Here is a 23551-nt window from a genome sequence, read left to right as displayed (position 1 = left end):
CTCGTTCGCCAACACGGTGTTCAAAGATCTGGAGGCCGTACACGACGCGCTGGTGCAAGAACCCATTGCTCTCGAAACACACCAGTAAAGAACCCAGTCAATGACAGGGCTTGATTGGGTTGCTTCTATATCCTTGAGGGCAAATTAGTGCATCAGGCGAGCCGATAGCGCATTGCACCGTCTTCGTCCTTTGCAGACACGATTTCCCCACGCTGGTCGAGATAGTTCAGGTGGGCGAGCGTCTCTCCGGTCGCGAGGTTGAGGTGCATTTGCTCCGCAACAATGGACGAACGGTACAGGGCGCGAACTAGGTCGATGACCCTCAAAGGCTGCGCAAGTTGTTGCCTGACGCGGTCTGTGCCTCTCATGGCGCTCGCACGTAGTTGCTCCAACCGTAGGTGCAGGCCATGGAAAGGTTCGTTGTGGGCAGGCAGAACCAGGGCGCTCCCAGGTACGCGTTGCAGCAACCGGTCGATGGAATCGAACCAGCCCTGCAGAGGATTAGCATGCGGCTCGGTGGCGTACACGGAGGTATTGGAACTGATCCTGGGAAGAACCTGATCCCCCGATATCAGCAAATCCAGTTCGCGGGAGTAGAAGCACGCGTGCTCGGGGGAATGTCCTGTGCCGACGATGACCTCCCATTCCTGATCCCCGATCCGCAACAACTGACCATCCGTGAGCCGCACAAAGCTGTCAGGCAAAGGATGGATCATATTGCCGAAGTCACCGAACCGGGTGCGGTACTCATCCACCTCAGTGTCGCTCCATCCGGCCCTCCGATAGAAGTGAACGCCATCGACTGGCGCTTCCCTCCCCGTATCGGCAAGCATCACCCGGCAGCTCAAATACTCGTCTCGTGTCATCCACAGCGCGCATTCAAAGCGACGTGTCAACCATCCCGCCATGCCCACATGATCCGGGTGCATGTGCGTCACCATCACACGGGAGACGGGACGGCCGGCTAACGGCCCCCGCGGAGCGAGCAAGGCGAGCCACGCGTTCATTACGTCCACGCTACGAATTCCCGTGTCCACGACCGCCCAACCAGGACCGTCGCTCAATGCCCAGAGGTTGATGTGATCCAGGGAAAACGGCAGCGGCATGCGCAGCCACAGCACACCTGGCTTGATTTCCGTGGCCTGGCCAGGGAGCGGGAGATCCGAGAACGGATACGAGAGTGCCGGGGCTGCGTCGGTCATGATGCTTGGTTTACATTCTGGCAATGCCGCTTCAAATGGCGCACGGCCATCACTCTTATGCTGTGCGAGATCATTTTTAGCTTAGGGTCAGCCCCGACAGGTGGCAATGACGAATGACCTCGATAGGCTGATGGAAAACGTCTGCTTCCTGGCACAGCCTGTCGCTGCGCTGCCGTCGGTGCAACTGCCCCAACGGCGGCAAACAGTCTCTTGAGCGCACGAGAGCCTCGCTCGAGGTAGGCCAGGGCCCCGGCAGCTATGAAGGCACCGATCTTCTCGGTGGCCGGCTACAGCCTCGTGGCCGAGCCGGAATCCGTCGAATGCCTCTATGTAGGGTTCTACCTGCTGCGCGAGCGGGCACGGTAGGCTCCCGGCGCGCTGCCGGTCCAGACCTTGAAGGCGCGCTGGAAGGCGGTGCTGTCGGTGAAGCCCAGGTCGGCGGCGATGGCGACGAGCGAGGCTTCGCTGCTGGTCAGGCGCACGATCGCCATGTCGCGCCGCAACTGGTCCTTTAGCGCCTGGAAGGAAGTGCCCTCGGAGGCCAGGTGCCGTTGCAACGTGCTCACCGACAAGTGCAGGCGCTGCGCGGTGACGACCAGGTCGGGCCATTCCGGGCTGGCCCGCTGCAGCACCATGCGGACCCGCGCGCTGGCGCTGCGCTCGTTCAGGTAAGGCCCCACCACGTTGCCCGGCGTGGCGCGCAGGAAGGACTGCAGCGCGTCCCGATCGCGCCGCACCGGCTGTTTAAAGGCATCGGCGTCGAACCAGGCGGCCGTGCGCGGCTGCCCGAAGCACAGCGTGCCGGAAAAGATGCGCCCGTAGCTCATCGCATGGAGCGGCGGCGCAAAATTGAAGTCGAATCGCTGCGGCACCAGCCGGCCGCCGTGCAGCCACACCAGCAGGCGCCAGAACACGCGCAGCAGATGTGCGTGCAGGAAGTCGGCATGCGCGCCCGGGCCACCGCGCATCTCCAGCGCGATGCCCCCCAGCGTACCCTCGGTCACCGGCACCAGCCCCACGTCGTCCTGCAGCAGGGCAAAGGATTCACCCAGGCGCCGCAGGGCGAACGACAATGAATGTGCGCTGAACGCGCTGCGCACCATCAGTGCAACGCTGCCCGGGCGCATCGGCCGCCCATGCAGGTAGCCCAGGCACTCGTCGTTCAGACTGTCCTTGACGGCGATGAACAGCGCGTTGAACTGCTCCACGGTCACGCGCGACTCCTCCAACTCCAGCAGCGATTCGCTAACGCCCGCGCGCCCCAGCACGCCCTCCAGCCATTCTGGCGTGGCCAGCCCCTTGCCGCGCGCACCGTCCAGCAGGCCATGCACGGCAAAGATGGGAACGGTGAAGACGGGTTGCAGCATGGCGTGTGATCGAAGAGGCCAATGCCGGTCGCATGGGCCGAAAGAAGTTATTTGTCAGTTGATTGAGGCAATCCGTTATAGCCCTCGCAGGGGCCAATTACTACGATTGTCGCATCCCCTAAAACACTTCGGCAGTGACGCTGTGCGGAACGCCCGGTGCGGGTTCAGAAACCAGCATACAAGGAGACACGCTCATGCTGCCACAGCTGTATCGCCACGCCTGGATGGACGGCGAGATCGACGCCTTTCGCGAGCAGGTCCGCCGCTACGTTGCCGCCGAATTCACGCCCCGGCTCGACGAATGGCGCCGCCAGGGCTACATCCCGCGCGAGGTCTGGCGTCCGTTCGGCGAGATGAGCTTTCTGCTGCCCGAGATGCCCGAGACCTATGGTGGTGCCGGCGCCAGCCTCGCCTACCAGCTGGTGGTGCAGGACGAACTGGCCAAGGCCGAGATGCCGGTCAATATCGCGGTGCACACCATCGCTTCGCATTACATCCTGGACTTCGGCACGGAAGCGCAAAAGCAGCGCTGGCTGCCCAAGGTGACGAACGGCGAGATGCTGGCCGCCATCGCGATGACCGAGCCGGGATGCGGCTCGGATCTGAAGGCCATCTCCACCCGTGCCCGGCGCGACGGCGACCACTACGTGATCGACGGCGCCAAGACCTTCATCACCAACGGCTTCACCGGCAACCTGTTGATCGTCGCGGCGCGCACCAGCGGTGCGGGCAGCAAGGGGGTGTCGCTGTTCGTGCTGGAAACCGAGAATCTGCCCGGCTTTCGCGTTGGCCGACTACTGGAGAAGATCGGCATGCAGGCCTCGGACACGGCGGAGTTGTTCTTCGACGGCGTGTGCGTGCCGGCCGACCAACTGCTGGGCGAGGTCGAAGGCCAGGGCTTCGGGCAGTTGATGGGCGCGTTGCCCTACGAGCGCATGCTCATTGCCGTGCCGGCGGCCGCCACTATCGAGCAGGCGCTGGCCGTCACGGTGGAGTACACGAAGCAGCGCAAGGCCTTCGGCGCGCCCCTCTTCGACATGCAGCTCACGCGCCAGAAACTGGCCGAGGTGGCCACTACCGCGCATGTGGTTCGCAGCTTCGTCAACGACTGCACCCAGCGCCTGCTGGACGGCACGCTGGATAACGAGGCCGCCTACATGGCCAAGTGGTGGTGCACCGAGCAGCAGTGCCGAGTGGTGGACGAGTGCCTCCAATTGTTCGGCGGCTACGGCTACATGGCCGAGTACCCGATCGCGCGGATGTATGCCGCTTCGCGAGTGCAGAAGATCTATGGCGGCGCCAACGAGGTCCTGAAAGATCTGGTTTCGAGGAAGCTGTGAACATGCCGCACACGTTGCACACGCTGCAGATGCCGCTGCACGGCGTCCGCGTGGTGGAGTTCGAGGGCATCGGTCCAGGCCCTCTGGCCGCCAGGATGCTGGCCGACATGGGCGCCGAGGTAATCGCGCTGACACGGGCCGAGCAGGCTGCTGGGGCGCAGCGTCTGGGTGGAGCGGTAGAGAACCCGCTGCATCGCGGCAAGACGGTCGAGGTCATCGACCTGAAGTCGCCCGGTGGCAAAGCGCGCGCACTGGAGCTGATTGCCCAGGCCGACGCCCTGATCGAAGGCTTTCGCCCCGGTGTGATGGAACGGCTGGGCTTCGGCCCCGCTGAATGCGCGGCGCGCAATCCACGGCTGGTTTACGGCCGGATGACGGGCTGGGGCCAGGACGGCCCGCTCGCCCAGGCCGCAGGCCACGACCTGAACTACGTCGCGCTGACAGGCCTGCTGTCGCTGTCGGCGCACAGGGGGCAGGCGCCCATCGTGCCGCCCTCGGTACTCGGGGATGGGGCCGGGGCGCTGGGCATGGCCTTCGGCGTCGCCTGCGCGCTGGTCGATGCGCGCGCCACCGGCCGCGGCCGGGTCGTGGACGCCGCGATCATTGACATCGTGGCCATGCTGGGCACGCTGGTGCATTGGATTCGCGCCAATGGGCAAATTGACGGCGCGCAGCCGAGCCCGTTTCACGATTCGCCGTTCTATGACGTATACGCTTGCGCTGACGGCGGCTTCATCAGCCTCGCAGCAGTGGAGCCAGCGTTCCACGCGCTTCTGCTGTCGAAGCTGGGCCTTGCTGACGTGAACCCCGCCGAGCAGTACGACGCGGCGACGTGGCCAGCGCTGAAAGAGCGGATCGCAGCCTTTATCCGCAGCCAACCCAGGGCGCACTGGTGCGCGCTGCTCGAAGGCAGCGACGCCTGCTTTGCGCCCGTGCTCAGCCTCGCCGAGGCGGTGCGGCATCCGCATAACGCAGCACGGGGCATTTACCAGATCACCCCATCCGGCGCCATCGAAGCGGCCCCGGCCCCACGGTTCCAGGCACTCGACACAACTACCTAGGAGACAAGCACATGACCGACACCATCCAGCCCACCAAGCCTGTCCGCGGCTGCCCGTCCACCACGGGCAACGAGCGCCAACTGAACACCACAACGCTGATCCGGCACGCTGCGCGCACCCACGGGGACCAGGAGATCGTCTACCGCACACCCGATGGCGGCTGGGATCGCTACACCTATGCCGATTGCTACGCGCGCGTCTGCCGCAGCGCCAATGCACTGCGCGCTCTCGGCGTCGAGCCGGGCGACCGGGTCGGCATCCTGGACTGGAACAGCCGACGCCACTTCGAGCTGTACTGGTCCATTCCCGGCCTGGCCGCGGTCATGCTGCAGATGAACTTGCGCCTGGGCGCCGAGGATCTGGGTTACGTGGTTGGCCACAGCGAGGTGTCCTACGTTTGCGTGGACGAAACATTGCTGCCCATTGCCGAATCCATCGCGGCGAATTCGCCCCAGATCAAGGGCTGGATCGTCATGACCGACAAGCCGCTGGACCAGATCAAGACCACGCTGAAACCGCTGCTGCACTACGAAGACCTGCTGGCCGCCGCCGACACGAAGATCGACTGGCCCGAGATCGACGAAACCTCGGCCTACAGCGCCTGCTACACCACCGGCACCACGGGCAAGCCCAAGGGCGTGTACTACTCGCACCGCGGCATCTACCTGCACTCCACGGCCATGGCCACCAATCTGGGCATGACGCTGGACGACTGCGTCATGCTCATCACGCCCATGTTCCACGGGCAATGCTGGGGCCTGCCGCAGGCCGCCACGCTGCTCGCCGACAAGATCGTGCTGCCGGGCCGCTACGTTGCCGAAGACACCAAGCCGCTGGTCGATGCCATGATCGCCGAGGGCGTGACCATCGCCAATGGCGCACCGGCCATCTTCCAGCCCATGCTGCAGTACATCGAGACGATGCCGGTCAAGCCGGACTTCAGCCGCATGCGCATGCTGTCTGGCGCCACCGAGCCGCCGCTGTCGATGATGATCGGTTTCTACGACCTCACGGGTGCCGAGGTGGTGCATGCCTACGGCGCCACCGAAGCCACAACGTTGGTGACGATGAACCGCCTCAAGTCCACGCTCAAGAAGCGCCTGACCCAGGACGAGCGGTGGAACCTCAAGCGCAAGCAGGGCCTGGTTCTGACCGGGGTAGACATCCGCATCCTCGATGCCAACGACAAGGACTTGCCACACGACGGACAGTCGGCAGGCGAGATCTGCCTGCGCGGCCCCTGGATAACGGCCAGCTACCACGACATGCCCGATTCCGGAGACCGCTTCCTGGAGGGCGGATGGTGGCGCTCGGGCGATTTCGGCACGGTGGACGAGAACGGCTACCTCAAAGTCACCGACCGCATCAAGGACGTGATCAAGAGCGGTGGTGAATGGATTTCTTCCATCGACATGGAAAACCTGCTCATGGGCCACCCGGCCGTGCGCGACGCCGCGGTGGTCGGCATTCCCCATGCGAAGTGGCAGGAACGGCCGCTGGCCCTGGTGGTGCTGAGGCCCGGCCAGCAGGCGACTCAGGAGCAATTGCAGGAACACCTGACCAGCGCCTTCGCCAAGTGGCAGTTGCCAGACCAAGTTCTGTTTGTCGAAGCCATCCCCAAGACCAGCGTCGGCAAGCTCGACAAGAAGCGCATCCGCGCCGAGCATGCGGGCCGCTACGCCGAGTGAGCCAACCTTTTTGCACCAGGAGAAGAACATGAATGACCATGAACCCGTCATCGTCGGTGCGTTGCGCACCCCCGTGGGCAAGCGCGGCGGGCGCCTGCAGAAATGGCACCCCGTCGATCTGCTGGGCGAGACGCTGCGCCAGCTGGTCGAGCGCTCCGGCATCAACCCCGCCGATCTGGACGATGTGATCGTCGGCTGCGTGCTGCAATGGGACCAACAGCACGGCAACCTGGGCCGTCATGCCGTATTGGCGGCGGGGCTGCCCGAATCCGTCCCGGCGGTGACGGTTGACCGGCAATGCGGCTCCGGCCAGCAGGCGGTGAGCTTTGCCGTGCATGGCATCCAGGCGGGCGCTTACCAACTGGTCATCGGCGCCGGGGTGGAATCGATGTCGCAGGCCCCCATGCCGCCGTCGTTCAAGCCCGGCGCGCCGCTGGGCTCGCAATACAGCCCGAGCGAACTGGCGCGCTACCAGGACAACCCGCTGATACCGCAGGGCGCTTCCTCGGAGTTGATGAACAAGCGCTTCGGTCTCACGCGCGAGGCCTTGGATGCCTTCGCCGTGCGTAGCCATCGGCGGGCCACCGAGGCCTCGCAGGCTGGCCGCGTCAGGGATCAACTGGTGCGGCTGACCGAGGATCCGGCTGATCCGGACAGCCCGATCGTCGCCGCCGACGAGGGCGTGCGCGCGGACCCCAACCCCGAGAAGATGGCCACGCTGAAAGCCGTGTTTGCCGCCGACGGCGCCACCACGGCCGCCAACTCATCGCAGATCAGCGACGGTGCCGCCGCGCTGCTGATCGCCAGCCGTGCCTACGCCAAGCAATACGGCCTGAAGCCGCGTGCGCGCTTCGTCAGCACCGCCGTGGCAGCCGCCGACCCGGTGATCCAGTTCACCGCCGTGCTCGACGCCACCCGCAAGGCACTGAAGGAATCGGGTCTGACCCTCGACGATATCGATCTGTTCGAAGTCAACGAGGCCTTCGGCGGCGTGCCGCTGATGTTTCAGCAGGAGTTCGGCATCCTGGACGACCGCCTCAACGTCAACGGCGGCTCGATAGCCATCGGCCATCCGCTGGGCTCTACCGGCGCGCGCATGCTCACTGACCTGCTGTGCGAGCTGGAGCGCCGGGGCGGCCGCTATGGCCTGCAGACGATTTGCGAGGCCTCGGGCACGGCCAACACCACCATCATCGAGCGGCTTGGATGAGCGGGGCCACCATGAGCGAAGCCAGCGAAGTGCTCGTCAGCCGCGATGGCGCCATCGCCACCTTGACCATCAACCGCCCGCGCGCGAAGAACAGCTTGAACCGCGCGGTATTCGATGGCCTGCGTGCGCAGCTTGTGCAACTGCGCGACGACGATACCGTGCGCGCGGTCATCATCACCGGCGCCGAGGGCGTGTTCTGCGCCGGGGCCGACATCACGGCCTTCGATGCGCTGCGCGCCGAGCCACTGCTGGGCGATCGTGCGGCAGCAGGCGGCCACTTTTGGTCGGAACTGGAGCGCTTCCCCAAGCCCGTCATCGCAGCGGTGGAAAAGCTCGCGCTGGGCGGCGGCACAGAATTAGCGCTGGCCTGCGACATCGCGATCGCTGGCGAGTCTGCCAATTTTGGTGTGCCGGAAGTCAAGCTGGGCGCCATTCCGGGTGCCGGGGGCACGCAGCGCCTGATCCACGCTATCGGTAAGTCCAAGGCCATGGCCCTGTTGCTGACCGGCGATTTCATCGACGCCCGCAAGGCTTGCGATGCAGGCATGGTCGCCGAAGTGACGGCTGATGGCCAGGCCCTGCCGACGGCGTTGGCGATGGCCAACCGGATTGCAGCCAATTCGCCGCTGGCCGTGGCGCTGGCGAAAGATGCGGCACTGGCCAGCTTTGAGACTCCGCTCGCGCAAGGCCTGGAGCATGAGAAGCGCAATTTCCTCGTCGCTTTGCGTTCGGCCGACAACCTGGAAGGGCAAGCGGCATTCCTAGGCAAGCGCACACCCAACTTTACCGGCCAATAACGCCTGTTTCTCACCCATCGAGGAAAAACCATGCAACTGAACTCCGACATCTCTGCCGTCATCACCGGGGGCGCTTCCGGCCTGGGAGCCGCCACGGCCCGGCGTTTGGCCAGCCATGGCGTCAAAGTCGCCATCTTCGACATGAACGAAACCGTCGGCCAGGCGTTGGCTAGCGAACTCGGCGGCGTTTACTGCAATGTGGACGTGATGTCCGAGGAGCAGGTGGACGCCGCCTTCGCCAAGGCCCGCGCGGCCATTGGGCAGGAACGCATTCTGGTCAACTGCGCCGGCACTGCCGATGCCGTCAAGACTGTCAGCCGCGACAAGAAAACCGGCGAAATCCGCCCATGCGCGGCAGATCGTTTCAATCGCATCATTCAGATCAACCTGGTGGGCACCTTCCGCTGCATCGCCAAGTCAGCTGCGGGCATGTTGACGCTCGCGCCGCTGGCCGATGGCGACCGCGGCGCCATCGTCAACACTGCTTCGGCCGCCGCGCAGGACGGCCAGGTCGGCCAGGCCAGCTATGCGGCCAGCAAGGCAGCCATCGTGGGCATGACCCTGCCAATCGCGCGCGACATGATGGACGAAGGGATCCGGATCAACACCATCATGCCGGGGATCTTCGGTACACCGTTGCTGCTGGGTCTGCCGGACAACGTCAAACAGGCGCTGGCGGCCAGCGTGCCCTTCCCCAAGCGTTTAGGCGACCCCGATGAATTCGCGCAGGCCGTCGAGTTTCTCGTTACTTGCGGCTACATGAATGCCGAGTCCATTCGTGTGGATGGTGCCATTCGCATGGCGCCGCGCTGACGCTGACGCTGACGCTGAAATTTTGATCAATCAGGGAACGTCAGCATGCCTGGAAATCCGGTAATTCTCGAAAAGAATGGTGCCGTCGCGACCATAACACTCAACTCGCCAAAAAAATGAATGCGTTGAGCACGTCGGTCGTAAACGTGCTCGCTGGTGTCATTGCAGATGTCGAACGCGATGGCTCGATCCGAGCTTTGCTGCTGCGCGGCGAGGGCCGGATGTTCAGTTGCGGAGGCGACATCGAAGAAATGGTGGCCGCAGGCGATGCGTTGTCTACCTTGGTCGATGACGAACTGAGAGTGGCCGAAAGCATGATTCCTCAATTCGCCAGCCTGCCGTTCCCGGTAGTCTGCGCCGTACAAGGCGCGGTAGCCGGAGGCGGTCTCGGGCTTGCCTTGGCCTTCTGACTACCTGATTGCCGCAAGTGGGACGAAGTTTGTGGCGGCCCATACCGGCCTCGGATACGCGGGGGATTTCGGCATCAGCTGGCTACTTCCACGCGCAGTGGGTGGACGACGCGCACGAGACATGATCTTGACCAATCGCGTAGTCAGTTCGGACGAGGCCTTGGCCTGGGGATTGGTCGAGAAAGTGGTTCCTGGCGAGAGCCTGCTGGGCGAAGCGCGGCGTATGGCGGTGCAATTTTCGGTCGGACCAACGCAAGGTTATGCGGGCGCCAAGCGCCTGCAACTCGCTGCCTTCGAGAGTGATCTGGCGACCTCATTGAGGCTGGAGGCGGCCGAAATGAATCGAGCCTCGAAAACCACAGATTCGCTGGAAGCGGTTCACGCGTTCGTCGCAAAGCGAGTCCCGCAGTTTGCCGGACGCTGAACGGCTGTAGACGCATCCGGTCGGTAGGTGCTCAATCGCTGCTGGCGTCAGGTAACGGATAAACCCTGCTGCCGTCGGATTTGCCAGGATAGGGTGCCACCATGTACCTGCCCAGAAATCAGCATGCCGAGTCGTTGTTCGATGACCGGCGTCCATGGCACCAAGCTGAACCCCATACCATCATCGAGCATGGCAAAGCGGCCACTGGCGAGCATGAGGCTGCGCCGGTAGATGCCGGTCACGCGCTGGCCATCGGCCGCCAGACGGTGTTCCAGCCCGGTTTCGGTGGCAATATCCTTGGCAGCCCGAATCACATCCCGATCGCGTAGTGTCGCCAATAGATTGCGCGCGAGGATTACGCGCTGCCCGCGCCGCTCTGCCAGCCCCTGTTCGGCCAGGAATTCGGCGCGCTGCTGCATCGCCTGGTTGACCTCGCTGCCAAAGCCCAGGTTGCCCAGGCCCGAGCCGCCGCCGATCAACTGCTGGTCGAGCCAGGTGGCTCCGATCACGCGGGCCTGCCGCTCGATGGGCAGGTGCGATTTCAGCTCCACCGCCACGCCGCCCAGGCGCTGCGCATCGTAGCGACGGCCCTGCTCGGGCAGGTCGTCCGGCACCTTCCATAGCCCCTCGGCCACCCGTTCCACGATACCGGCACGGCGCAAGGCTTCCAGCCGGCGGACGTGGGACGCGACCACTTCCTGCGGATCGCGGCCGGGCACGGCCTGACCCTGCGCGATGGCAAGGTGGTGGTCGGTCCGGTACAGGCCATCGCTCGCCAGCGCGGCGATGTTCTTGTCGGCCGCGCGCACGGCGGCCGATCCCTTCACCTCCACCACGGCGCCGGCGGGATAGTTCGCCAGCTCGTCGCGGGCGTTGAGCGCGACGTAGTGGGCCTTGCCGTCCACCCCGTCGATGACCAGATAGCCCCGGTCGCGCAGTTCGTCGGCCAGCCCCTTTGCGGCGACGCGGCCGAGGATGGTTCGGCCGTCGTCGCCCGGCTCGAATACCGCCAGCTCGCGCGGCTCGCCGCGCATGGCCCGCTGCATGGTGCGGATGATGTCGCCGCGCTCGCCCAGGGCGCGCAGCGTTTTTTCCGCGTCGGCATGGACGGCCCAGGTGCCGGGCCGCATCTCGTCGGCCAGGCCCAGGCGCTGCAAGCGTTGCAGCCGGCCGATCAGCAGCAGGCGCTGGCGTTGCAGCCGCGGTTCGTTGAAGCGTTCGATCTGCACCCGGCCGTCGTCACCCAGCTCGCGCTCCAGCATACGATCCAGGCTCGTCCACCGTTCCTGCTCCACTTCGCGGGCCAGGGTGCGCCGGATCTCCTGTTCGGTGCGCGGCCCCAGCCATTCGGTCGCCAGCTCGGCGGCGCGATGCCGAAAGCCATCGGCGATGTAATCGCCCGCGATGATGAGGTCTTTGCCGGTGTCATCGCGCCCGCGCACGATCAGGTGGGTATGCGGGTTGTCGGTGTTCCAGTGATCGACGGCCACCCACTCCAGCCGCGTGCCCAGGTCGGCCTCCATGCGGCCCATCAGGTGCCGCGTGTAGGTGCGCAGGTCTTCCAGCTCGCCCCCTTCCTCGGGCGAGACGATGAAGCGAAAGTGGTGCCGATCATCGGCGCAGCGCTCCTTGAAAGCGTCCAGATCAGCTTTGTCGGTCTGCGGCCCATAGGCCCGACCCGGTTCGCCGTCGCGGCCCACGCCGTCGCGCTCGATGTAGCGCAGGTGCTTGGCGAGCGACTGCGGACTGGCCCGCTGCTGGTTGACCAGCAGTGTCTTGATGGTCACGCGCCGCGACATGGGCGTCAGCTTGGCCCCGGCGAAGCGGGCCGCTGTGTGGCCCCGACCCAGGCGCGAGCCAGGCCGCGGGCCGGTGGTCTTGCCGCCGCCAGCCGATGCCGGGCGGCGCACCGAGGACTTGCCGCTGCTGGCCTTGCCGGTCTGTTGGAGCACCTTGGCGATGAAGCTCTGGCCCCGGTTTTTCGGAGTCTTTGGAGGGTTCGGGCGGATGCGGAAATCGTCGTCGCGGCGGTTGGTCATGACTTCTCTCCCTGAAAGCTGGGGCGTAGTCCGTCGTGCGAAGCACGCGGACAAGCCCGCATTGGCGCGGGCCACGCACCCCCAGCGGCACGGCGGCGAAGCCGTTGCGTGCCGCGCCACCCCCACGTGCAGACTGGCTTTGCGGGCAGGCAGGTGCCGCACCCTTTTGTCTTGCCTTCCGCCTTTGCCCCTCGCTGGCGCTCCGGGCAGCGGCGGCCCGGCGGCGCTGCTGCGTGAGCAGCCAGCGCGCCGGCGAACGCGGACACGGCCGCAGGCCGGGCGCGTTCGAGGCAAGACGCCTGCACGTTGGATGGCTGCGCCGAAGGCAACGCGAAGTGCGGCGCGAATGCGCTCGCACTGCACGCGCGACGACACGGCGACGAACGGCAGAACGACACGCCCGATGGCACGATGAGATGCACGGCGACGTGCAGCGAGTCGGCGGCCATCATGGGCGGGACTCCAGCCAGACCGGATGCGCGACGCCGATCACGGCGGATGCGCTGACCGGCCCGAAATACCGGCTGTCGAACGATGCAGGGTTGGTCACACTGAGCAAGAACAGTTCGCCGGGTTCAAGGCGGCGGCATTGCTGCCAGGATGGCAGAGGCCGGCCCCAGCGGTCGGCAGGCAGCACGGCGGCCGAAGGCACGCCGTCGATGCGGACAATGTCGCCAGCGATGCACACTTCCTGCGGCGCGACGGCGCCCACGCGCTTGAGCAGCGGCACGCGCGCCGGCAGGTAGCCGCGCTGCGCGGCCAGCGCGGCGGCATCTGGCGGCAGCGTGGTCAGGACGATGCTGCCCACGGACAAAGGACGTGGCAGCGAGTCGGTGCCGTGGCCCTGCGGATCGACGCGATACCAGCCGACCGCCACGCTGTCGGACGGGTTGTAGATCAGGCGCGGCAGCGGATGCACGAAGGACGCCCAGGCCAGCGCAGCGAGGCCGCAGGCGGACAGGCCCGCCAGCACGATGCGAGCGCGCAGGCGCGAGTGAGGACGCGGCGGAATGCCCGCTGCACCGGCAACGGCGGATGGAAGCGTCATGGCAGGGCCCTCCCGGTCAGCCAGGCGGCGTGCCGCTCGGCGGTGTATTCGGGCAGCGGCAGGCGCGCAGCGAGCCGGTTGGCGAGCGTGCGCCAGTACGCGGGCGAGGCACCGACAGGTGCGATGCCCAGCGCCTCGATGGCGTCGATGCGCTCCAGCACGGCGCGCACCTGATTCTCGCCCTCGGCGTGCAGCAGCAGGCGTGCGCCCGGCTGCACGCCGGGAATGCGCTGCGCCGCATCGAGCGGCGTGCAAGCCTGCATCACCATGAGCTGCCAGCGGATCGTGCCGTAGTCGTTGGCCTGCCAGCGGATGCGGCACAACATCGCGCCCGGCAGGAACACGGCGCAGCGCCGCCAGCGGTCGAGCTGGTGCGTGCGCGCAGGTTCGCCGAAGCGCAGGTAGAGCTTGAAGCGCGGTTCGATGTAGGCCAGTGCCACGCGCGTCAGCGGCGCCCTGGCAGGATGGCCGGAAGGAGCTGCGAGCGCAGCCGTAGCCGCGCCAGCGGCAGGCGAAGCGGATGCGGTCATGGGGTGTTTTCCCTGCGATGCCCGGGAAACTCCCGCTCCAGCAGGCCGCGCAGCAGATCGGCCACGGTCACGCCTTGCGTGAAGGCCGACACCTTGATGCGCGCGCGCAGCGCGGGCGTGATGTCGAGGGTCAGGCGGGCGGTGTAGAGGTCGCCCTTGTTGAGCGCATCGGCGTCGCCTTGGCGAATCCACGCCTCGGCGTGCGGATTCGCGGGCGGACGCGCGCCGATGCCGACGCGCTTTGCCGTGCGTCTGCTGTTCGGTGGCGGCTTCTCGGTCATGTCGGCCACCGCAGCAGTTCGTCCACCAGCGCGGTGATTTCACGCGCGGCGGCGCTGTCCGGCGCCGTCTCGCGTGCGAGCCGACCGGCGGCCACGCTGTCGGCGAAGACGATGCGCTGGCGAACCTCGGCGCGCAGCGCCGGCAGCGGTTGGTCGGCCAGCGACTGCCGCGCCTCGCGCCCGATGATCGTGGTGCTGACGCGCCGGTTGATGACGAAGGCCGCGCGCAGCGCAGGCCGGAACACCTGGGCCTCGCGGATCAGCGCCACCATCTCGGCGCTGGCCCACAGGTCGTAGGGGCTGGGTTGCACGGGGATCAGCACGCGCTCGGCCGCCAGCAGCGCGGAGCGCGCCAGTGCCGCGATGCGTGGCGGGCCGTCGATGACGACGTGATCGGCCCGCCTGGCGAGTTCTGGTGCTTCCTGATGCAGCGTTTCGCGTGCCAGGCCCACGGCGCTGAACAACCTTGGCAAACCCTGCTGGCTTCTGCGCTGTGTCCAGTCCAGCGATGAACCCTGCGGGTCGGCGTCCAGCAGGACGACGTGCTGGCCGCGCATCGCCAGCTCGCCGGCGATGTGTGTGGCGAGCGTGGTCTTGCCCACGCCGCCTTTCTGGTTGAGCAGAGCGACGATCATGGCGCGGCCCTCCATGCTGGAAAGCCTTGCATTGATCGGCCTGCAAAACCTGTCGGCTGGTGGCTGGTTTTGCCTGCCGTTTGTGGCCGCGTGGTGGTTGTCCACCGCAGCGGCGTTTCCCTACTAAAAGTTAGAGAAATTAAGTTAGGGAAGTTAGCGGACGCGCAATCCCAATGCTGGCGCGGGTTTGCGGCCGATTTTGTTGCCTGATAGCACGAGGATTCGTTGCCTGATAGCACGATACCTTTGTTGCCTGATAGCACGAGCCCATCCACAGGCTTTGCCGTAGTTATCCCCGTGCCGTTTGCGGCACGGGCCGGAAAGTCAGCAGCGGCGAGGAAATCCCGGATACGTACTCGATTCCCAACTGGTAGCCGGGCAAGGTTTGCCGCGCCACCAGCGCCCGCAGGTCGGCGGCGAAGTCGTAGTACCGCGCCACGCTGCCCGATTTGCGATACAGGTGCTGGAAATCGAACTGCCAGCCGCCCGGCTGCCGTCCACCATGCTTGCGCACCAGGCGGTACAGCCATCGCTCGATGCCACCCGTCAGCCGGAAGTACGCCGGGTCGATGGTCAGCACCAGTGCCGCATCCAGCACGCCCCCATAGAACCAGTCCGGCAGGATCAGTTCGATGCCCAGCGGCGTACCGCTGGCATCGGCCAGCTCCTTCCACTCGTTGATCCACGAGAAGCGGTGCAGGCGCCGCCCGGTCGTCTCGCGAATGGACGTGGCCACCGTGGTCGATTGCAGGCGGTCCAAGGCCGCTTTGAGGCGCTGGTAGTCGCGCAGCGACGTACCGCGCCCGATGAAGCGCAGGATCTCGTAGGGCGTTGCCTGCATGAGTCGTGACGCGCGCAGCCCCGCGTCGCGGGCTTCCACGATCTGCGAGGCCGCCCAGATCAGCACGTCCGCGTCCCAGATCGTGGCGATGCCGTGTTCCTGCGTGCCCTCCACGCGGATCGTGATGCCGCTGGCGCGGAAGTCGATCGGCGCCGTGCGCCGCGACTTCGCCAGCGAGAAGAACGGAAAGGCCATCAAATCCTGGCTGTCGCGCGGCGCCATGTCGCCCGGCAGGGCGCGGAACAGATCGAGCTGTTCGCGTTCCTGCGAGGGTTTGGACATGGCGAAGCCCACCCGCGCACCGCCGATCAGCGCGCACGGCTGTCCGCCGCATGGTGCTCGGCGTACTCGGGATCGGAAGTGGTCTCGAAGCTGCGGTCGGCCGCCCAGGCATCGAGGTCGGCCACGGCGTACATGACGCGCCGGCCGAACTTGCGAAAGCGCGGGCCGCCGCCGATCACGCGCTGCTTCTCCAGCGTGCGCGGCGACAGCCGCAGGTACTCGGCGGCTTCGTCGTTGGTGAGATAACGCTGCGGCTGCGCGGCAGCGGTCGAGACAGTGGCGGCAGGCCGCAAGGGAGCGGGACGCATGGTGTGAACCTCCATCGGTTTTGAAGCTCCGGCCACACAGCGCAACCGGATGGAGGCAGTCTCAGAAAACGAAGCTCTCCTGCTCAGGGACGTTTTGCGTCCCCTTCAAAACGTCCCTTCTCAAACGGCGGAAGCTGTGCTAGTCGGCGGTAGCCGCCGCGCATCAACGCATCGCCGCGCCGTGCCAGACGCCGCACGCGGGCGCGCAGGTCGCCATCGGCGTGCCAGTCAGCGGCCACGGTATCTGCACCGAACAGTCCTTCGGCCACCTCGCGCAAGGACGCGCCCGCCAGGGTCGCGTCAAGCGCCTGCAGGGTGTGCAACTCCAGCAGCGCGGCAGGCGTTGGCCTGGGCTTGGTATCGGCCAGGGCTGCGCCAGGCACATGACCGCGCGCAGGTGCGGTAGCGCCGCCGCGATGGGCATAGGCCACGGCCATGCCGTCTTCCAGGCCATGCGCCAGCACGAAGCGCAGGCACTGGCCGGGGCGGAGCGCGATCAGCGCCAGCCCTTTGCCGTCATGCAGCAGCTGCTTGTGGCCGGGGATACGCCAGAACGCGAAGGTCACAGCGTCGGACGGCGGATCGGCATCGGGATAGAGCTGCACCACGCCGGCATGGCCGGGCAGCCAAGCCGGATGCGCGTCGCGCGCATCCAAGGCCGGGTCTTCCAACAGGCGCAAGCCCCAGCGATGCGCCGCCTGCTGTGCGGCTTGTGGCCGGCGATGCTGGCGCAGCCAGTCGAGCCGGTAATCGGGATGACGGCGCAGGTACTCCCAGGCCAGCGCGAGCGCATCCAGCCACAAGACGTAGAGGTAGGCGGCGGTGGGATACCAGTGCGCAAGATGGTGAGGATCGACCATGACGAAAGCTCCTGTCGAATTCAGGAACGCCGCCACGGCGAGAAACGCGGAGCTATCGCATCAAGGTCAAAACATCATCAGAATCGGGGCAGGCTGTAACCATTGGTAGTCAAGACCGATGGGCTCCGGTGCATTGCGAAATCCGTCCGAATGCGACGGCCGCATGAGCCAAAAAATGTCACGGCGGCACAAAACACCATGCCGCAAGCCGCGTGAAAGATCGTGACTTTTTCAAGCAGAAGCGCAGGGCTTGGATGCATGAGTGCCAATTGAGACTTGGCGAGTCTGGAATAAAACTGAAATAGTCTCAATACGCCCGGTTTCGCCGGTGCGTGGGCGGTTCAATCGACAATGGAACCGTTCTCTTGCGCCAGCCGCAGATATTCCGACAGCGGGCGCACCGCCTGGAAATACCGATCCCGCATCACGGGCAACTTGTTCGGCCCGACGATGGACGCGAGGTCGGACAGCTTCACGCGGCCCAGCTCGGGCATGCTGATTCCCAGGTCGATCAGGCCGTAGGCCGTATCGCCGTCAGTGGGATCGAGCGCGGTGAGCAGCCAGGTGGCGTGCGCGTCGGGCGTGAACAGCCGCACGACCGGCAACGGGTCGTTCGGTTCGCCAGTGGCAGCAAGCCACCCGTTCACCAGCAGCGCGGCGCGCTGTTCATCGGTGACAAGGGGAGCGTTCATCACGGTATTCCTGCTTCAACATGGGAGTGCCCAGCCGGTTTTGCGTTTCCACGTCGAAGCGCGGAGGCGTATTCCACCCAAGCCGTGGAAGTACGGAAGCGCAAAAGCGGAATTGTAGAAATCTGGAAAGACACGATGGCGGTTCTCCGGTTTTGGCGGAATCCGCAAAAGCGGATTTCCGTAAAAGCACGAATACGGCCAATGGCATGAAAGAGTTAAAGATAACGTGGTTTTAATTGTGCTGCGACTTGACGCTTCTGTCCATGCAGAAGCGATCCGTTCAGCGCGGCCGACCGGCCGGCTCCACCACCCATGACGCCGAGTTGGCTCACGCCTTCGGCGCGGCGGTGCGTGCGCTGCGGATGGAGCGCGGCATCGCGCAGGAATCACTGGCGCACCTGGCTGGCGTCGAGCGTTCCCACATGGGCAAGGTCGAGCGCGGCGAGCACATGCCCACGCTGGCCATCATCTTCAAGATCGCCAGCGCGCTTGAATGCAGCACGGCGGTGCTGATGACCGCGACGGAAGGCCAGCTCACAGCGGCCCAGCCGTAGGCGCTGGCCGGGCCGATCCGGCGCACGCCGGTTCGGCGGCATCGAGGGGCGCCAAGCCCTGCGCGGCGGGGATAGCCCGCAGGGCTTTCCCCCGGAGGCAAGCGGAGCGCGCAGCGCCGCAGGCGCGAAGGCGTGAGCAACTGTCTTGAAAGTCAAGCCTCGCAAGCGCGCAGGCTCCATTCAATTGAAGGCGTTTTGCCGATGATTCAATAAATGTTGTATTATCGAACAATGAACGAGACCCAAGCCGTTTCCGCCCTCGGCGCCCTGGCCCATACCCAGCGGCTGCGCGTGTTCCGCGCCCTGGTGGTCGCCGGCCCCGAAGGGCTGACACCCAGCGTCCTCGCCGACCAGCTCGACGTGGCCCGCAACTCCCTGTCCTTCCACCTGAAGGAACTGGCCCATGCCGGCCTGGTCACCATCGAGCAGCAGGGCCGCAACCTGATCTACCGCGCCGACTTCACCCAAATGAATGGGCTGCTCGGCTATCTGACCGAGCACTGCTGCCAGGGCGGCGCGTGCGAGGTCACCGAATCCTCCTCTGCCTGTATTTCCTGCTGAAAGGATCACCCCCATGAAGCGCTTTCACGTCCACCTGCACGTCGATGACCTGAACCGCAGCATCGGCTTCTATTCCCAGTTGTTCGCCGCGCAGCCCGCGCGCGTCGAAGGCGACTATGCGAAGTGGATGCTCGAAGACCCGCCGGTCAACTTCGCCATCTCCACGCGCGGCAACAAGCCGGGCATCGACCACCTGGGCATCCAGACCGATGACGCCGAGGAATTGGCCGTGCTGAAGGCCCGCGCCGAAGCGGCCGACATGGCGCTGCTGGACGAAGGCACCACCACCTGCTGCTACGCGCGCAGCGAGAAGCACTGGATCACCGACCCGCAGGGCGTGGCCTGGGAACACTTCCACACGCTGGGCAACATCCCCGTCTTCAACGAAGCGGCGCCTGCAGCGGGTGCCGCTGCAGCGTGCTGCGCCCCGGCGCGCGGCAAGCCGGTAGGCGTTGCGGTGAAGCCGGCTTCCTCCTGCTGCTGATACGAGATACCCATGACCACCGACAAGACCTACAACGCCCTGTTCATCTGCACGGGTAACTCGGCCCGCTCCATCCTGGCCGAAGGCATCCTCAATGAATTGGGCCAGGGGCGCTTTCGCGCCTACTCGGCGGGCAGCCACCCCAAGGGCGAAGTCCACCCACTGGCGCTCGCCACGCTGGAGCGGCTGCACATGCCGACCGCCGGCTACCGCAGCAAGAACTGGGACGAGTTCGCGGCGCCCGGTGCGCCGGAGCTGGATTTCATCTTCACGGTCTGCGACAACGCCGCCGGCGAGGTCTGCCCCGTGTGGCCGGGACGCCCGATGTCGGCGCATTGGGGTGTGCCCGATCCCGCAGCCGTCGAGGGCACCGACGAACAGAAGCGCAAGGCGTTCACGGATGCGGCGCTGACCTTGCGCCGGCGCATCGAGCTATTCCTGTCGCTGCCGATGCAGCGCTTGGATGCCATGTCGTTGCAGCACGAGCTGCGCAGCATCGGTACGAAGTGAGGTTGGCGCGATGAGTGTTGGAACCCAAACGGCCGGCCGTGCGCCGGCCACCTCCACCATGAGCGTCTTCGAGCGCTACCTGAGCGTGTGGGTGCTTCTGTGCATCGTCGCCGGTATCGCGCTCGGCCAGTTCGCGCCGGGCGTGTTCCAGGCCATCGGCCGCATGGAAGTGGCTCAGGTCAACCTGCCCGTGGGCCTGCTGATCTGGGTGATGATCATTCCCATGCTGCTCAAGGTGGACTTCGGCGCTCTCGGCCAAGTCAAGCAGCACTGGCGCGGCATCGGCGTGACGCTGTTCATCAACTGGGCCGTCAAGCCCTTCTCGATGGCGCTGCTGGCCTGGATCTTTATCCGCCAGGTCTTCGCGCAGTGGCTGCCCGCCGACCAGCTCGACAGCTATGTCGCGGGCCTGATCCTGCTGGCCGCCGCACCTTGCACAGCCATGGTGTTCGTCTGGAGTCGGCTGACCGGGGGCGATCCGGTGTTCACGCTGTCGCAGGTCGCGCTGAACGACACCATCATGGTGTTCGCCTTCGCGCCCATCGTCGGCCTGCTGCTGGGCCTGTCGTCCATCACGGTGCCGTGGGCCACGCTGCTGGTATCGGTCGGCCTGTACATCGTGATTCCAGTCATCCTGGCCCAGCTCTGGCGCCGCGCGCTGCTGAGCAAGGGCCAAGCCGCCTTCGACCGGGCGCTGGAGCGCATCGGCCCGCTGTCGATCGCGGCGCTGCTGCTCACGCTGGTGCTGCTGTTCGCCTTCCAAGGCGAGGCCATCATCCGCCAGCCGCTGGTGATCGCCATGCTGGCCGTGCCGATCTTGATCCAGGTGTTCTTCAACTCCGGCCTGGCCTATTGGCTCAACCGCAAGGCGGGCGAGCAGCACAGCATCGCTTGTCCTTCGGCGCTGATCGGCGCCAGCAACTTCTTCGAGCTGGCCGTAGCCGCCGCCATCAGCCTGTTCGGCTTCCAGTCCGGCGCCGCGCTGGCCACCGTGGTCGGCGTGCTGATCGAGGTGCCAGTCATGCTGCTGGTCGTTCGGATCGTCAACCAAAGCAAGGGCTGGTATGAGTGCGGCCCGAACCCTGCCCGCGGATAACCAAGACACGACTCATGAGCAACATCACCATTTACCACAACCCCGCCTGCGGCACGTCGCGCAACGTGCTGGCTCTGATCCACAACAGCGGCGAAGAGCCGAACGTTATCGAATACCTGAAGACACCGCCTGACCGCGAAACGCTGCAACGCCTGATCACAGGACATGGGCGTGCCAATGCGCGCCGTGCTGCGTGAGAAGGGCACGCCCTATGCGGAATTGGGCCTCGATGACCCGAAGTGGAGTGACGAGCAGTTGATTGGCTTCATGCTCCAGCACCCCATCCTCATCAACCGGCCCATCGTGGTGACCCCGCTGGGCACGCGCCTGTGCCGGCCCTCAGAGGCCGTGCTGGACATCCTGCCGCAGCCGCAGCGCGGCGCGTTCAACAAAGAGGATGGCGAGGCGATCGTGGACGCAGAGGGCCGCAGGGTCTGAACTCCTCCCGCGCAGGCGATTGGGCATTCTGAATCACCATTTCATGCTTGTGCCAGTTGATCACTCCATGGCCGCCCGCTTTTGACCATGGCATTCATGATGATCAGCAGCTTGCGCATGCAGGCCACGATGGCAACCTTCTTCGGCTTGCCCGCCGCTAGAAGACGCTCATAGCAGTGCCGTATCACGGCGTTGTGACGCATGGCGACGATAGCGGCCATGTACAAGGCACTCCTGACCGTGGCACGTCCGCCGCAGATGAAGCGTTTGCCGCGGGCCTGGCCCGAGTCCCGGTTCATCGGAGCAACGCCCACCAGCGCACAGATCTGCCTGGCCTTGAGCTGACCAAGCTCTGGCAGCTCGGACATCAGCGTCGCAGCCGTTGCCGGGCCAACCCCTTTGACGCTCTTGAGCAAGGCGGCCAGATTGGGTTGGTGCTGCGCCAGGTGTTCCGCAATCCTCCGATCCAGCGCTTCAAGCTGTTTCGACAGCACATCCATCAGTTGCGCAATGTCCTGCGCCACCTCCGCGTGCGCCATGTGCTTGCGCTGGCGTTCACTGACCAACAGGCGCACCAGTTGCCGGCGTCGAAGCACCAGCGCATGCAGATACTGCTGAGCCTGGTCTGGCATCGGCTTGATGAAGCGGTCTCGATCCGGCCGCAGATTCAGCACCTGGGCCAGCTCAGCCAGCATGCGGGCATCCACGCTGTCGGTCTTGACCAGGCGCCCCATGGCCTTGGCGAAGTCCCGCGCCTGCCGAGGGTTGATCACGACGACCGCGAATCCCGCAGCCTGGAGCGCGCAGGCACAGGCCAGTTGGTACTGCCCGGTCGCCTCCATCACGATCAGCGAGACCTGATGGTTTTTCAGCTCTTCGATCAACGCTTGGTGCCCGGCACCATCGTTGCTGAATATGGCCGTGGGCTGCTCGTGCCCGATGGCTACATCCATGGCTTTCTTGGAGATGTCGATACCGACTGCAATTTGATTGGCCATGATCTCCGCGTCCCTTCCTTGCAAATGCGAACGGCGTTCATGCAACTGTTCGGGCTCTCAGAGATCGGGCGCGAGCATGCGCCCAAGACTCACGCACGGGCTCCATGGGCACCGAGGGATGACGGGCTACATGCTGCGGCCAACCCCGAACCCTGACAGGTCCGGGCGTGACGGCACTGCCGAACACGCATTTCAAAGATACAAGGGATTGAAGCCGAATGGCCGTGACGGCAAAGACGGCACGGGGCGCAGCCCGAAAGCCCGGCGGCGCATTGCGCCGACACGCTCTACCATGATGGGCATGAACAGCGATGGCCCAAAACCAGGGAGCACCGATGGAAGAAAAGTTCATCCATGAGTTCTTCAAGCGATACCAGGACTTCTTCCGCCAAGGCTTGAAAAACGAAGCGGACATGGAGCAAGTCGCCTCGTCCTATGCCACAGCTTTCATCGCTGCCTCGCCGGCCGGTGTCATGGCCGGCCAGAACGACAAGCAACTGAAACAGGTCATGAGCCAAGGATTCGAGCGTTACCGCCAGCTCGGCACAAAGGATATGGTTCTGCGCGGTGTTCGCATCGACCCCATCGACGAACACCATTGCCTTGCACACGTCGCCTGGACGGCGACCTATGACCGGGGCGCAACCCCGGACGTGTCCATCGACTTCGACGTTCACTACCTCGTGCAGCAGCTTGACGGCGAACCCAAGATATTCGGCTGGGTATCAGGCGATGAACAGGCGCTGTTGAGGCAGCACGGCATCGTCTGACGCCGCCGCGAAGGCGGCGGCGCTCTGAACCGGTTGTTGGCCTTCAACACCGGGCGCGGCCACTGCCGCGCCCGGATTTTTGAATCCACCGGCCCCAGCGCGAAACGCTGGGGCCAGTGCCGGCGTCATTCCTTCGTCTCGATGAGCCACCACACGGCACGCGGCAAGGTGCGGCCCGTGATGGGATGAATGTCGGTGAGGTCAGCGCGGGCCGTCCAGCCCGAAGGCGGATGGTAGCCGCGCACGTCGCCTGCGCCGTGCCAGCGGCGGGCGCGCACCGTGCCGGGGCCATAGATCGCCACCATGCGCGGG

General features: G+C 65.5%; 28 protein-coding genes and 1 pseudogene. 16 read left to right on the top strand and 13 right to left on the bottom strand.

The annotated features are described in order from the left end of the window. Positions 1 to 152: 152 nt before the first annotated feature. Entirely contained in the window at positions 153 to 1202 is a 1050-nt protein-coding gene (locus tag Q9R47_RS01390) for an MBL fold metallo-hydrolase (RefSeq protein ID WP_179954930.1), read from the bottom strand. Between the two features lie 338 nt (positions 1203 to 1540). Then, positions 1541 to 2569 (bottom strand): AraC family transcriptional regulator, encoded by a 1029-nt coding sequence (locus tag Q9R47_RS01385; protein ID WP_154163152.1) that lies wholly within the window; start codon positions 2567 to 2569, stop codon positions 1541 to 1543. A gap of 194 nt (positions 2570 to 2763) precedes the next feature. On the opposite strand from Q9R47_RS01385, the gene Q9R47_RS01380 reads away from it, so the two are divergent. The 8 genes from Q9R47_RS01380 to Q9R47_RS01345 all read left to right on the top strand — a co-directional run bounded on the left by Q9R47_RS01380 (position 2764) and on the right by Q9R47_RS01345 (position 10312). Next, on the top strand, positions 2764 to 3909 hold the full coding sequence (locus Q9R47_RS01380) for an acyl-CoA dehydrogenase family protein (protein ID WP_154163151.1): 1146 nt from the start codon (positions 2764 to 2766) through the stop codon (positions 3907 to 3909). A gap of 2 nt (positions 3910 to 3911) precedes the next feature. Next, a complete protein-coding gene (locus Q9R47_RS01375; RefSeq protein ID WP_154163150.1) occupies positions 3912 to 4970 on the top strand; it encodes a CaiB/BaiF CoA-transferase family protein in 1059 nt (352 codons plus the stop codon). A gap of 11 nt (positions 4971 to 4981) precedes the next feature. Beyond that, positions 4982 to 6658: a long-chain-fatty-acid--CoA ligase gene (locus Q9R47_RS01370; protein ID WP_311231424.1), complete on the top strand. Its 1677-nt coding sequence runs from the start codon at positions 4982 to 4984 to the stop codon at positions 6656 to 6658. A gap of 28 nt (positions 6659 to 6686) precedes the next feature. Next, positions 6687 to 7868, top strand: a complete 1182-nt coding sequence (locus tag Q9R47_RS01365) for a thiolase family protein (RefSeq protein ID WP_154163148.1) — start codon at positions 6687 to 6689, stop codon at positions 7866 to 7868. Further along, positions 7865 to 8665: an enoyl-CoA hydratase/isomerase family protein gene (locus Q9R47_RS01360; RefSeq protein WP_034386985.1), complete on the top strand. Its 801-nt coding sequence runs from the start codon at positions 7865 to 7867 to the stop codon at positions 8663 to 8665. The genes Q9R47_RS01365 and Q9R47_RS01360 overlap by 4 nt, the downstream gene beginning before the upstream one ends. Positions 8666 to 8695: 30 nt before the next feature. Then, positions 8696 to 9478 carry an SDR family NAD(P)-dependent oxidoreductase gene (locus tag Q9R47_RS01355; RefSeq protein ID WP_015014604.1) on the top strand — a complete coding sequence of 261 codons (783 nt, stop codon included), beginning with the start codon at positions 8696 to 8698 and terminating at the stop codon, positions 9476 to 9478. A 116-nt stretch (positions 9479 to 9594) separates the two neighbouring features. After that, positions 9595 to 9888, top strand: coding sequence for an enoyl-CoA hydratase/isomerase family protein (locus Q9R47_RS01350; protein WP_255446752.1), 294 nt, complete (start codon positions 9595 to 9597; stop codon positions 9886 to 9888). 31 nt (positions 9889 to 9919) lie between these two features. Then, complete coding sequence (locus tag Q9R47_RS01345) at positions 9920 to 10312, top strand: enoyl-CoA hydratase/isomerase family protein (RefSeq protein ID WP_253279287.1); 393 nt, start codon at positions 9920 to 9922, stop codon at positions 10310 to 10312. A 47-nt stretch (positions 10313 to 10359) separates the two neighbouring features. On the opposite strand, the gene Q9R47_RS01340 is transcribed toward Q9R47_RS01345, so the two are convergent. From Q9R47_RS01340 to parA, 5 genes are all read right to left on the bottom strand, one after another. Next, positions 10360 to 12351: a relaxase/mobilization nuclease and DUF3363 domain-containing protein gene (locus Q9R47_RS01340; protein WP_154163147.1), complete on the bottom strand. Its 1992-nt coding sequence runs from the start codon at positions 12349 to 12351 to the stop codon at positions 10360 to 10362. A gap of 448 nt (positions 12352 to 12799) precedes the next feature. Next, positions 12800 to 13399 carry a S26 family signal peptidase gene (locus Q9R47_RS01335; protein ID WP_154163146.1) on the bottom strand — a complete coding sequence of 200 codons (600 nt, stop codon included), beginning with the start codon at positions 13397 to 13399 and terminating at the stop codon, positions 12800 to 12802. Beyond that, entirely contained in the window at positions 13396 to 13929 is a 534-nt protein-coding gene (locus tag Q9R47_RS01330; RefSeq protein ID WP_043371986.1) for a DUF2840 domain-containing protein, read from the bottom strand. Before Q9R47_RS01330 ends, Q9R47_RS01335 begins: the two co-directional genes overlap by 4 nt. Next, a complete protein-coding gene (locus tag Q9R47_RS01325; RefSeq protein ID WP_154163198.1) occupies positions 13926 to 14210 on the bottom strand; it encodes a chromosome partitioning protein ParB in 285 nt (94 codons plus the stop codon). The genes Q9R47_RS01330 and Q9R47_RS01325 overlap by 4 nt, the downstream gene beginning before the upstream one ends. Then, positions 14207 to 14845, bottom strand: a complete 639-nt coding sequence (gene parA / locus Q9R47_RS01320; protein ID WP_043376318.1) for a ParA family partition ATPase — start codon at positions 14843 to 14845, stop codon at positions 14207 to 14209. Before parA ends, Q9R47_RS01325 begins: the two co-directional genes overlap by 4 nt. Between parA and Q9R47_RS01315 the strand changes: the two genes are divergently transcribed. Beyond that, a complete protein-coding gene (locus Q9R47_RS01315) occupies positions 14844 to 14972 on the top strand; it encodes a hypothetical protein (RefSeq protein WP_255446750.1) in 129 nt (42 codons plus the stop codon). The genes parA and Q9R47_RS01315 overlap by 2 nt on opposite strands. 162 nt (positions 14973 to 15134) lie before the next feature. On the opposite strand, the gene Q9R47_RS01310 is transcribed toward Q9R47_RS01315, so the two are convergent. The 4 genes from Q9R47_RS01310 to Q9R47_RS01295 form a co-directional block, all read right to left on the bottom strand. Then, positions 15135 to 15968, bottom strand: coding sequence for a replication initiator protein A (locus tag Q9R47_RS01310; RefSeq protein ID WP_154163145.1), 834 nt, complete (start codon positions 15966 to 15968; stop codon positions 15135 to 15137). 26 nt (positions 15969 to 15994) lie between these two features. Then, positions 15995 to 16276, bottom strand: a complete 282-nt coding sequence (locus Q9R47_RS01305) for an AlpA family transcriptional regulator (protein ID WP_043376313.1) — start codon at positions 16274 to 16276, stop codon at positions 15995 to 15997. 83 nt (positions 16277 to 16359) lie between these two features. After that, positions 16360 to 17136 (bottom strand): DUF2285 domain-containing protein, encoded by a 777-nt coding sequence (locus Q9R47_RS01300; protein WP_043371984.1) that lies wholly within the window; start codon positions 17134 to 17136, stop codon positions 16360 to 16362. A 341-nt stretch (positions 17137 to 17477) separates the two neighbouring features. Next, complete coding sequence (locus tag Q9R47_RS01295; protein WP_043371981.1) at positions 17478 to 17828, bottom strand: DUF2958 domain-containing protein; 351 nt, start codon at positions 17826 to 17828, stop codon at positions 17478 to 17480. A 263-nt stretch (positions 17829 to 18091) separates the two neighbouring features. Between Q9R47_RS01295 and Q9R47_RS01290 the strand changes: the two genes are divergently transcribed. The 6 genes and pseudogenes from Q9R47_RS01290 (at position 18092) to arsC (ending at position 21471) form a co-directional block, all read left to right on the top strand. Next, positions 18092 to 18382 carry a helix-turn-helix domain-containing protein gene (locus Q9R47_RS01290; RefSeq protein WP_043376311.1) on the top strand — a complete coding sequence of 97 codons (291 nt, stop codon included), beginning with the start codon at positions 18092 to 18094 and terminating at the stop codon, positions 18380 to 18382. A gap of 231 nt (positions 18383 to 18613) precedes the next feature. After that, entirely contained in the window at positions 18614 to 18943 is a 330-nt protein-coding gene (locus tag Q9R47_RS01285; RefSeq protein WP_154163144.1) for a helix-turn-helix transcriptional regulator, read from the top strand. Between the two features lie 13 nt (positions 18944 to 18956). Then, the gene (locus Q9R47_RS01280) at positions 18957 to 19427 is read left to right on the top strand and encodes an ArsI/CadI family heavy metal resistance metalloenzyme (RefSeq protein WP_154163143.1); all 471 of its coding nucleotides are present in this window, start codon (positions 18957 to 18959) and stop codon (positions 19425 to 19427) included. A 12-nt stretch (positions 19428 to 19439) separates the two neighbouring features. Further along, positions 19440 to 19937, top strand: a complete 498-nt coding sequence (locus tag Q9R47_RS01275; protein WP_013721777.1) for an arsenate reductase ArsC — start codon at positions 19440 to 19442, stop codon at positions 19935 to 19937. A 10-nt stretch (positions 19938 to 19947) separates the two neighbouring features. After that, positions 19948 to 21033: an ACR3 family arsenite efflux transporter gene (gene arsB, locus Q9R47_RS01270; RefSeq protein WP_154163142.1), complete on the top strand. Its 1086-nt coding sequence runs from the start codon at positions 19948 to 19950 to the stop codon at positions 21031 to 21033. Positions 21034 to 21047: 14 nt separating this feature from the next. After that, a pseudogene (arsC, locus tag Q9R47_RS01265) lies at positions 21048 to 21471 on the top strand (arsenate reductase (glutaredoxin)). A 41-nt stretch (positions 21472 to 21512) separates the two neighbouring features. Here the strand turns inward: arsC and Q9R47_RS01260 are convergent. Next, on the bottom strand, positions 21513 to 22469 hold the full coding sequence (locus tag Q9R47_RS01260; RefSeq protein WP_311231423.1) for a transposase: 957 nt from the start codon (positions 22467 to 22469) through the stop codon (positions 21513 to 21515). Positions 22470 to 22804: 335 nt separating this feature from the next. Here Q9R47_RS01260 and Q9R47_RS01255 point away from each other — a divergent pair, with 335 nt between their 5' ends. Next, positions 22805 to 23239, top strand: coding sequence for a nuclear transport factor 2 family protein (locus Q9R47_RS01255; protein ID WP_154163140.1), 435 nt, complete (start codon positions 22805 to 22807; stop codon positions 23237 to 23239). A gap of 125 nt (positions 23240 to 23364) precedes the next feature. Here the strand turns inward: Q9R47_RS01255 and Q9R47_RS01250 are convergent, their stop codons facing one another. Then, the gene (locus tag Q9R47_RS01250; protein ID WP_043371977.1) at positions 23365 to 23544 is read right to left on the bottom strand and encodes a hypothetical protein; all 180 of its coding nucleotides are present in this window, start codon (positions 23542 to 23544) and stop codon (positions 23365 to 23367) included. Positions 23545 to 23551: the final 7 nt, after the last annotated feature.

The organism is Acidovorax sp. PRC11 (genome assembly GCF_031844105.1).
In the GTDB taxonomy this organism is placed as follows: Bacteria; Pseudomonadota; Gammaproteobacteria; order Burkholderiales; family Burkholderiaceae_C; genus Paracidovorax.
The sequence above is the reverse complement of the archived record's forward strand: the minus strand, read 5'-3'. Positions and strand labels throughout refer to the sequence as shown.

Coding starts and splice junctions, on each gene's coding strand:
- Q9R47_RS01390 (WP_179954930.1), bottom strand. CDS start 1,202: ATGACCGACGCAGCCCCGGCACTCTCGTATCCGTTCTCGGATCTCCCG.
- Q9R47_RS01385 (WP_154163152.1), bottom strand. CDS start 2,569: ATGCTGCAACCCGTCTTCACCGTTCCCATCTTTGCCGTGCATGGCCTG.
- Q9R47_RS01380 (WP_154163151.1), top strand. CDS start 2,764: ATGCTGCCACAGCTGTATCGCCACGCCTGGATGGACGGCGAGATCGAC.
- Q9R47_RS01375 (WP_154163150.1), top strand. CDS start 3,912: ATGCCGCACACGTTGCACACGCTGCAGATGCCGCTGCACGGCGTCCGC.
- Q9R47_RS01370 (WP_311231424.1), top strand. CDS start 4,982: ATGACCGACACCATCCAGCCCACCAAGCCTGTCCGCGGCTGCCCGTCC.
- Q9R47_RS01365 (WP_154163148.1), top strand. CDS start 6,687: ATGAATGACCATGAACCCGTCATCGTCGGTGCGTTGCGCACCCCCGTG.
- Q9R47_RS01360 (WP_034386985.1), top strand. CDS start 7,865: ATGAGCGGGGCCACCATGAGCGAAGCCAGCGAAGTGCTCGTCAGCCGC.
- Q9R47_RS01355 (WP_015014604.1), top strand. CDS start 8,696: ATGCAACTGAACTCCGACATCTCTGCCGTCATCACCGGGGGCGCTTCC.
- Q9R47_RS01350 (WP_255446752.1), top strand. CDS start 9,595: ATGAATGCGTTGAGCACGTCGGTCGTAAACGTGCTCGCTGGTGTCATT.
- Q9R47_RS01340 (WP_154163147.1), bottom strand. CDS start 12,351: ATGACCAACCGCCGCGACGACGATTTCCGCATCCGCCCGAACCCTCCA.
- Q9R47_RS01335 (WP_154163146.1), bottom strand. CDS start 13,399: ATGACGCTTCCATCCGCCGTTGCCGGTGCAGCGGGCATTCCGCCGCGT.
- Q9R47_RS01330 (WP_043371986.1), bottom strand. CDS start 13,929: ATGACCGCATCCGCTTCGCCTGCCGCTGGCGCGGCTACGGCTGCGCTC.
- Q9R47_RS01325 (WP_154163198.1), bottom strand. CDS start 14,210: ATGACCGAGAAGCCGCCACCGAACAGCAGACGCACGGCAAAGCGCGTC.
- Q9R47_RS01315 (WP_255446750.1), top strand. CDS start 14,844: ATGGCGCGGCCCTCCATGCTGGAAAGCCTTGCATTGATCGGCCTGCAA.
- parA (WP_043376318.1), bottom strand. CDS start 14,845: ATGATCGTCGCTCTGCTCAACCAGAAAGGCGGCGTGGGCAAGACCACG.
- Q9R47_RS01310 (WP_154163145.1), bottom strand. CDS start 15,968: ATGTCCAAACCCTCGCAGGAACGCGAACAGCTCGATCTGTTCCGCGCC.
- Q9R47_RS01305 (WP_043376313.1), bottom strand. CDS start 16,276: ATGCGTCCCGCTCCCTTGCGGCCTGCCGCCACTGTCTCGACCGCTGCC.
- Q9R47_RS01300 (WP_043371984.1), bottom strand. CDS start 17,136: ATGGTCGATCCTCACCATCTTGCGCACTGGTATCCCACCGCCGCCTAC.
- Q9R47_RS01295 (WP_043371981.1), bottom strand. CDS start 17,828: ATGAACGCTCCCCTTGTCACCGATGAACAGCGCGCCGCGCTGCTGGTG.
- Q9R47_RS01290 (WP_043376311.1), top strand. CDS start 18,092: ATGCAGAAGCGATCCGTTCAGCGCGGCCGACCGGCCGGCTCCACCACC.
- Q9R47_RS01285 (WP_154163144.1), top strand. CDS start 18,614: ATGAACGAGACCCAAGCCGTTTCCGCCCTCGGCGCCCTGGCCCATACC.
- Q9R47_RS01280 (WP_154163143.1), top strand. CDS start 18,957: ATGAAGCGCTTTCACGTCCACCTGCACGTCGATGACCTGAACCGCAGC.
- Q9R47_RS01275 (WP_013721777.1), top strand. CDS start 19,440: ATGACCACCGACAAGACCTACAACGCCCTGTTCATCTGCACGGGTAAC.
- arsB (WP_154163142.1), top strand. CDS start 19,948: ATGAGTGTTGGAACCCAAACGGCCGGCCGTGCGCCGGCCACCTCCACC.
- Q9R47_RS01260 (WP_311231423.1), bottom strand. CDS start 22,469: ATGGCCAATCAAATTGCAGTCGGTATCGACATCTCCAAGAAAGCCATG.
- Q9R47_RS01255 (WP_154163140.1), top strand. CDS start 22,805: ATGGAAGAAAAGTTCATCCATGAGTTCTTCAAGCGATACCAGGACTTC.
- Q9R47_RS01250 (WP_043371977.1), bottom strand. CDS start 23,544: ATGGTGGCGATCTATGGCCCCGGCACGGTGCGCGCCCGCCGCTGGCAC.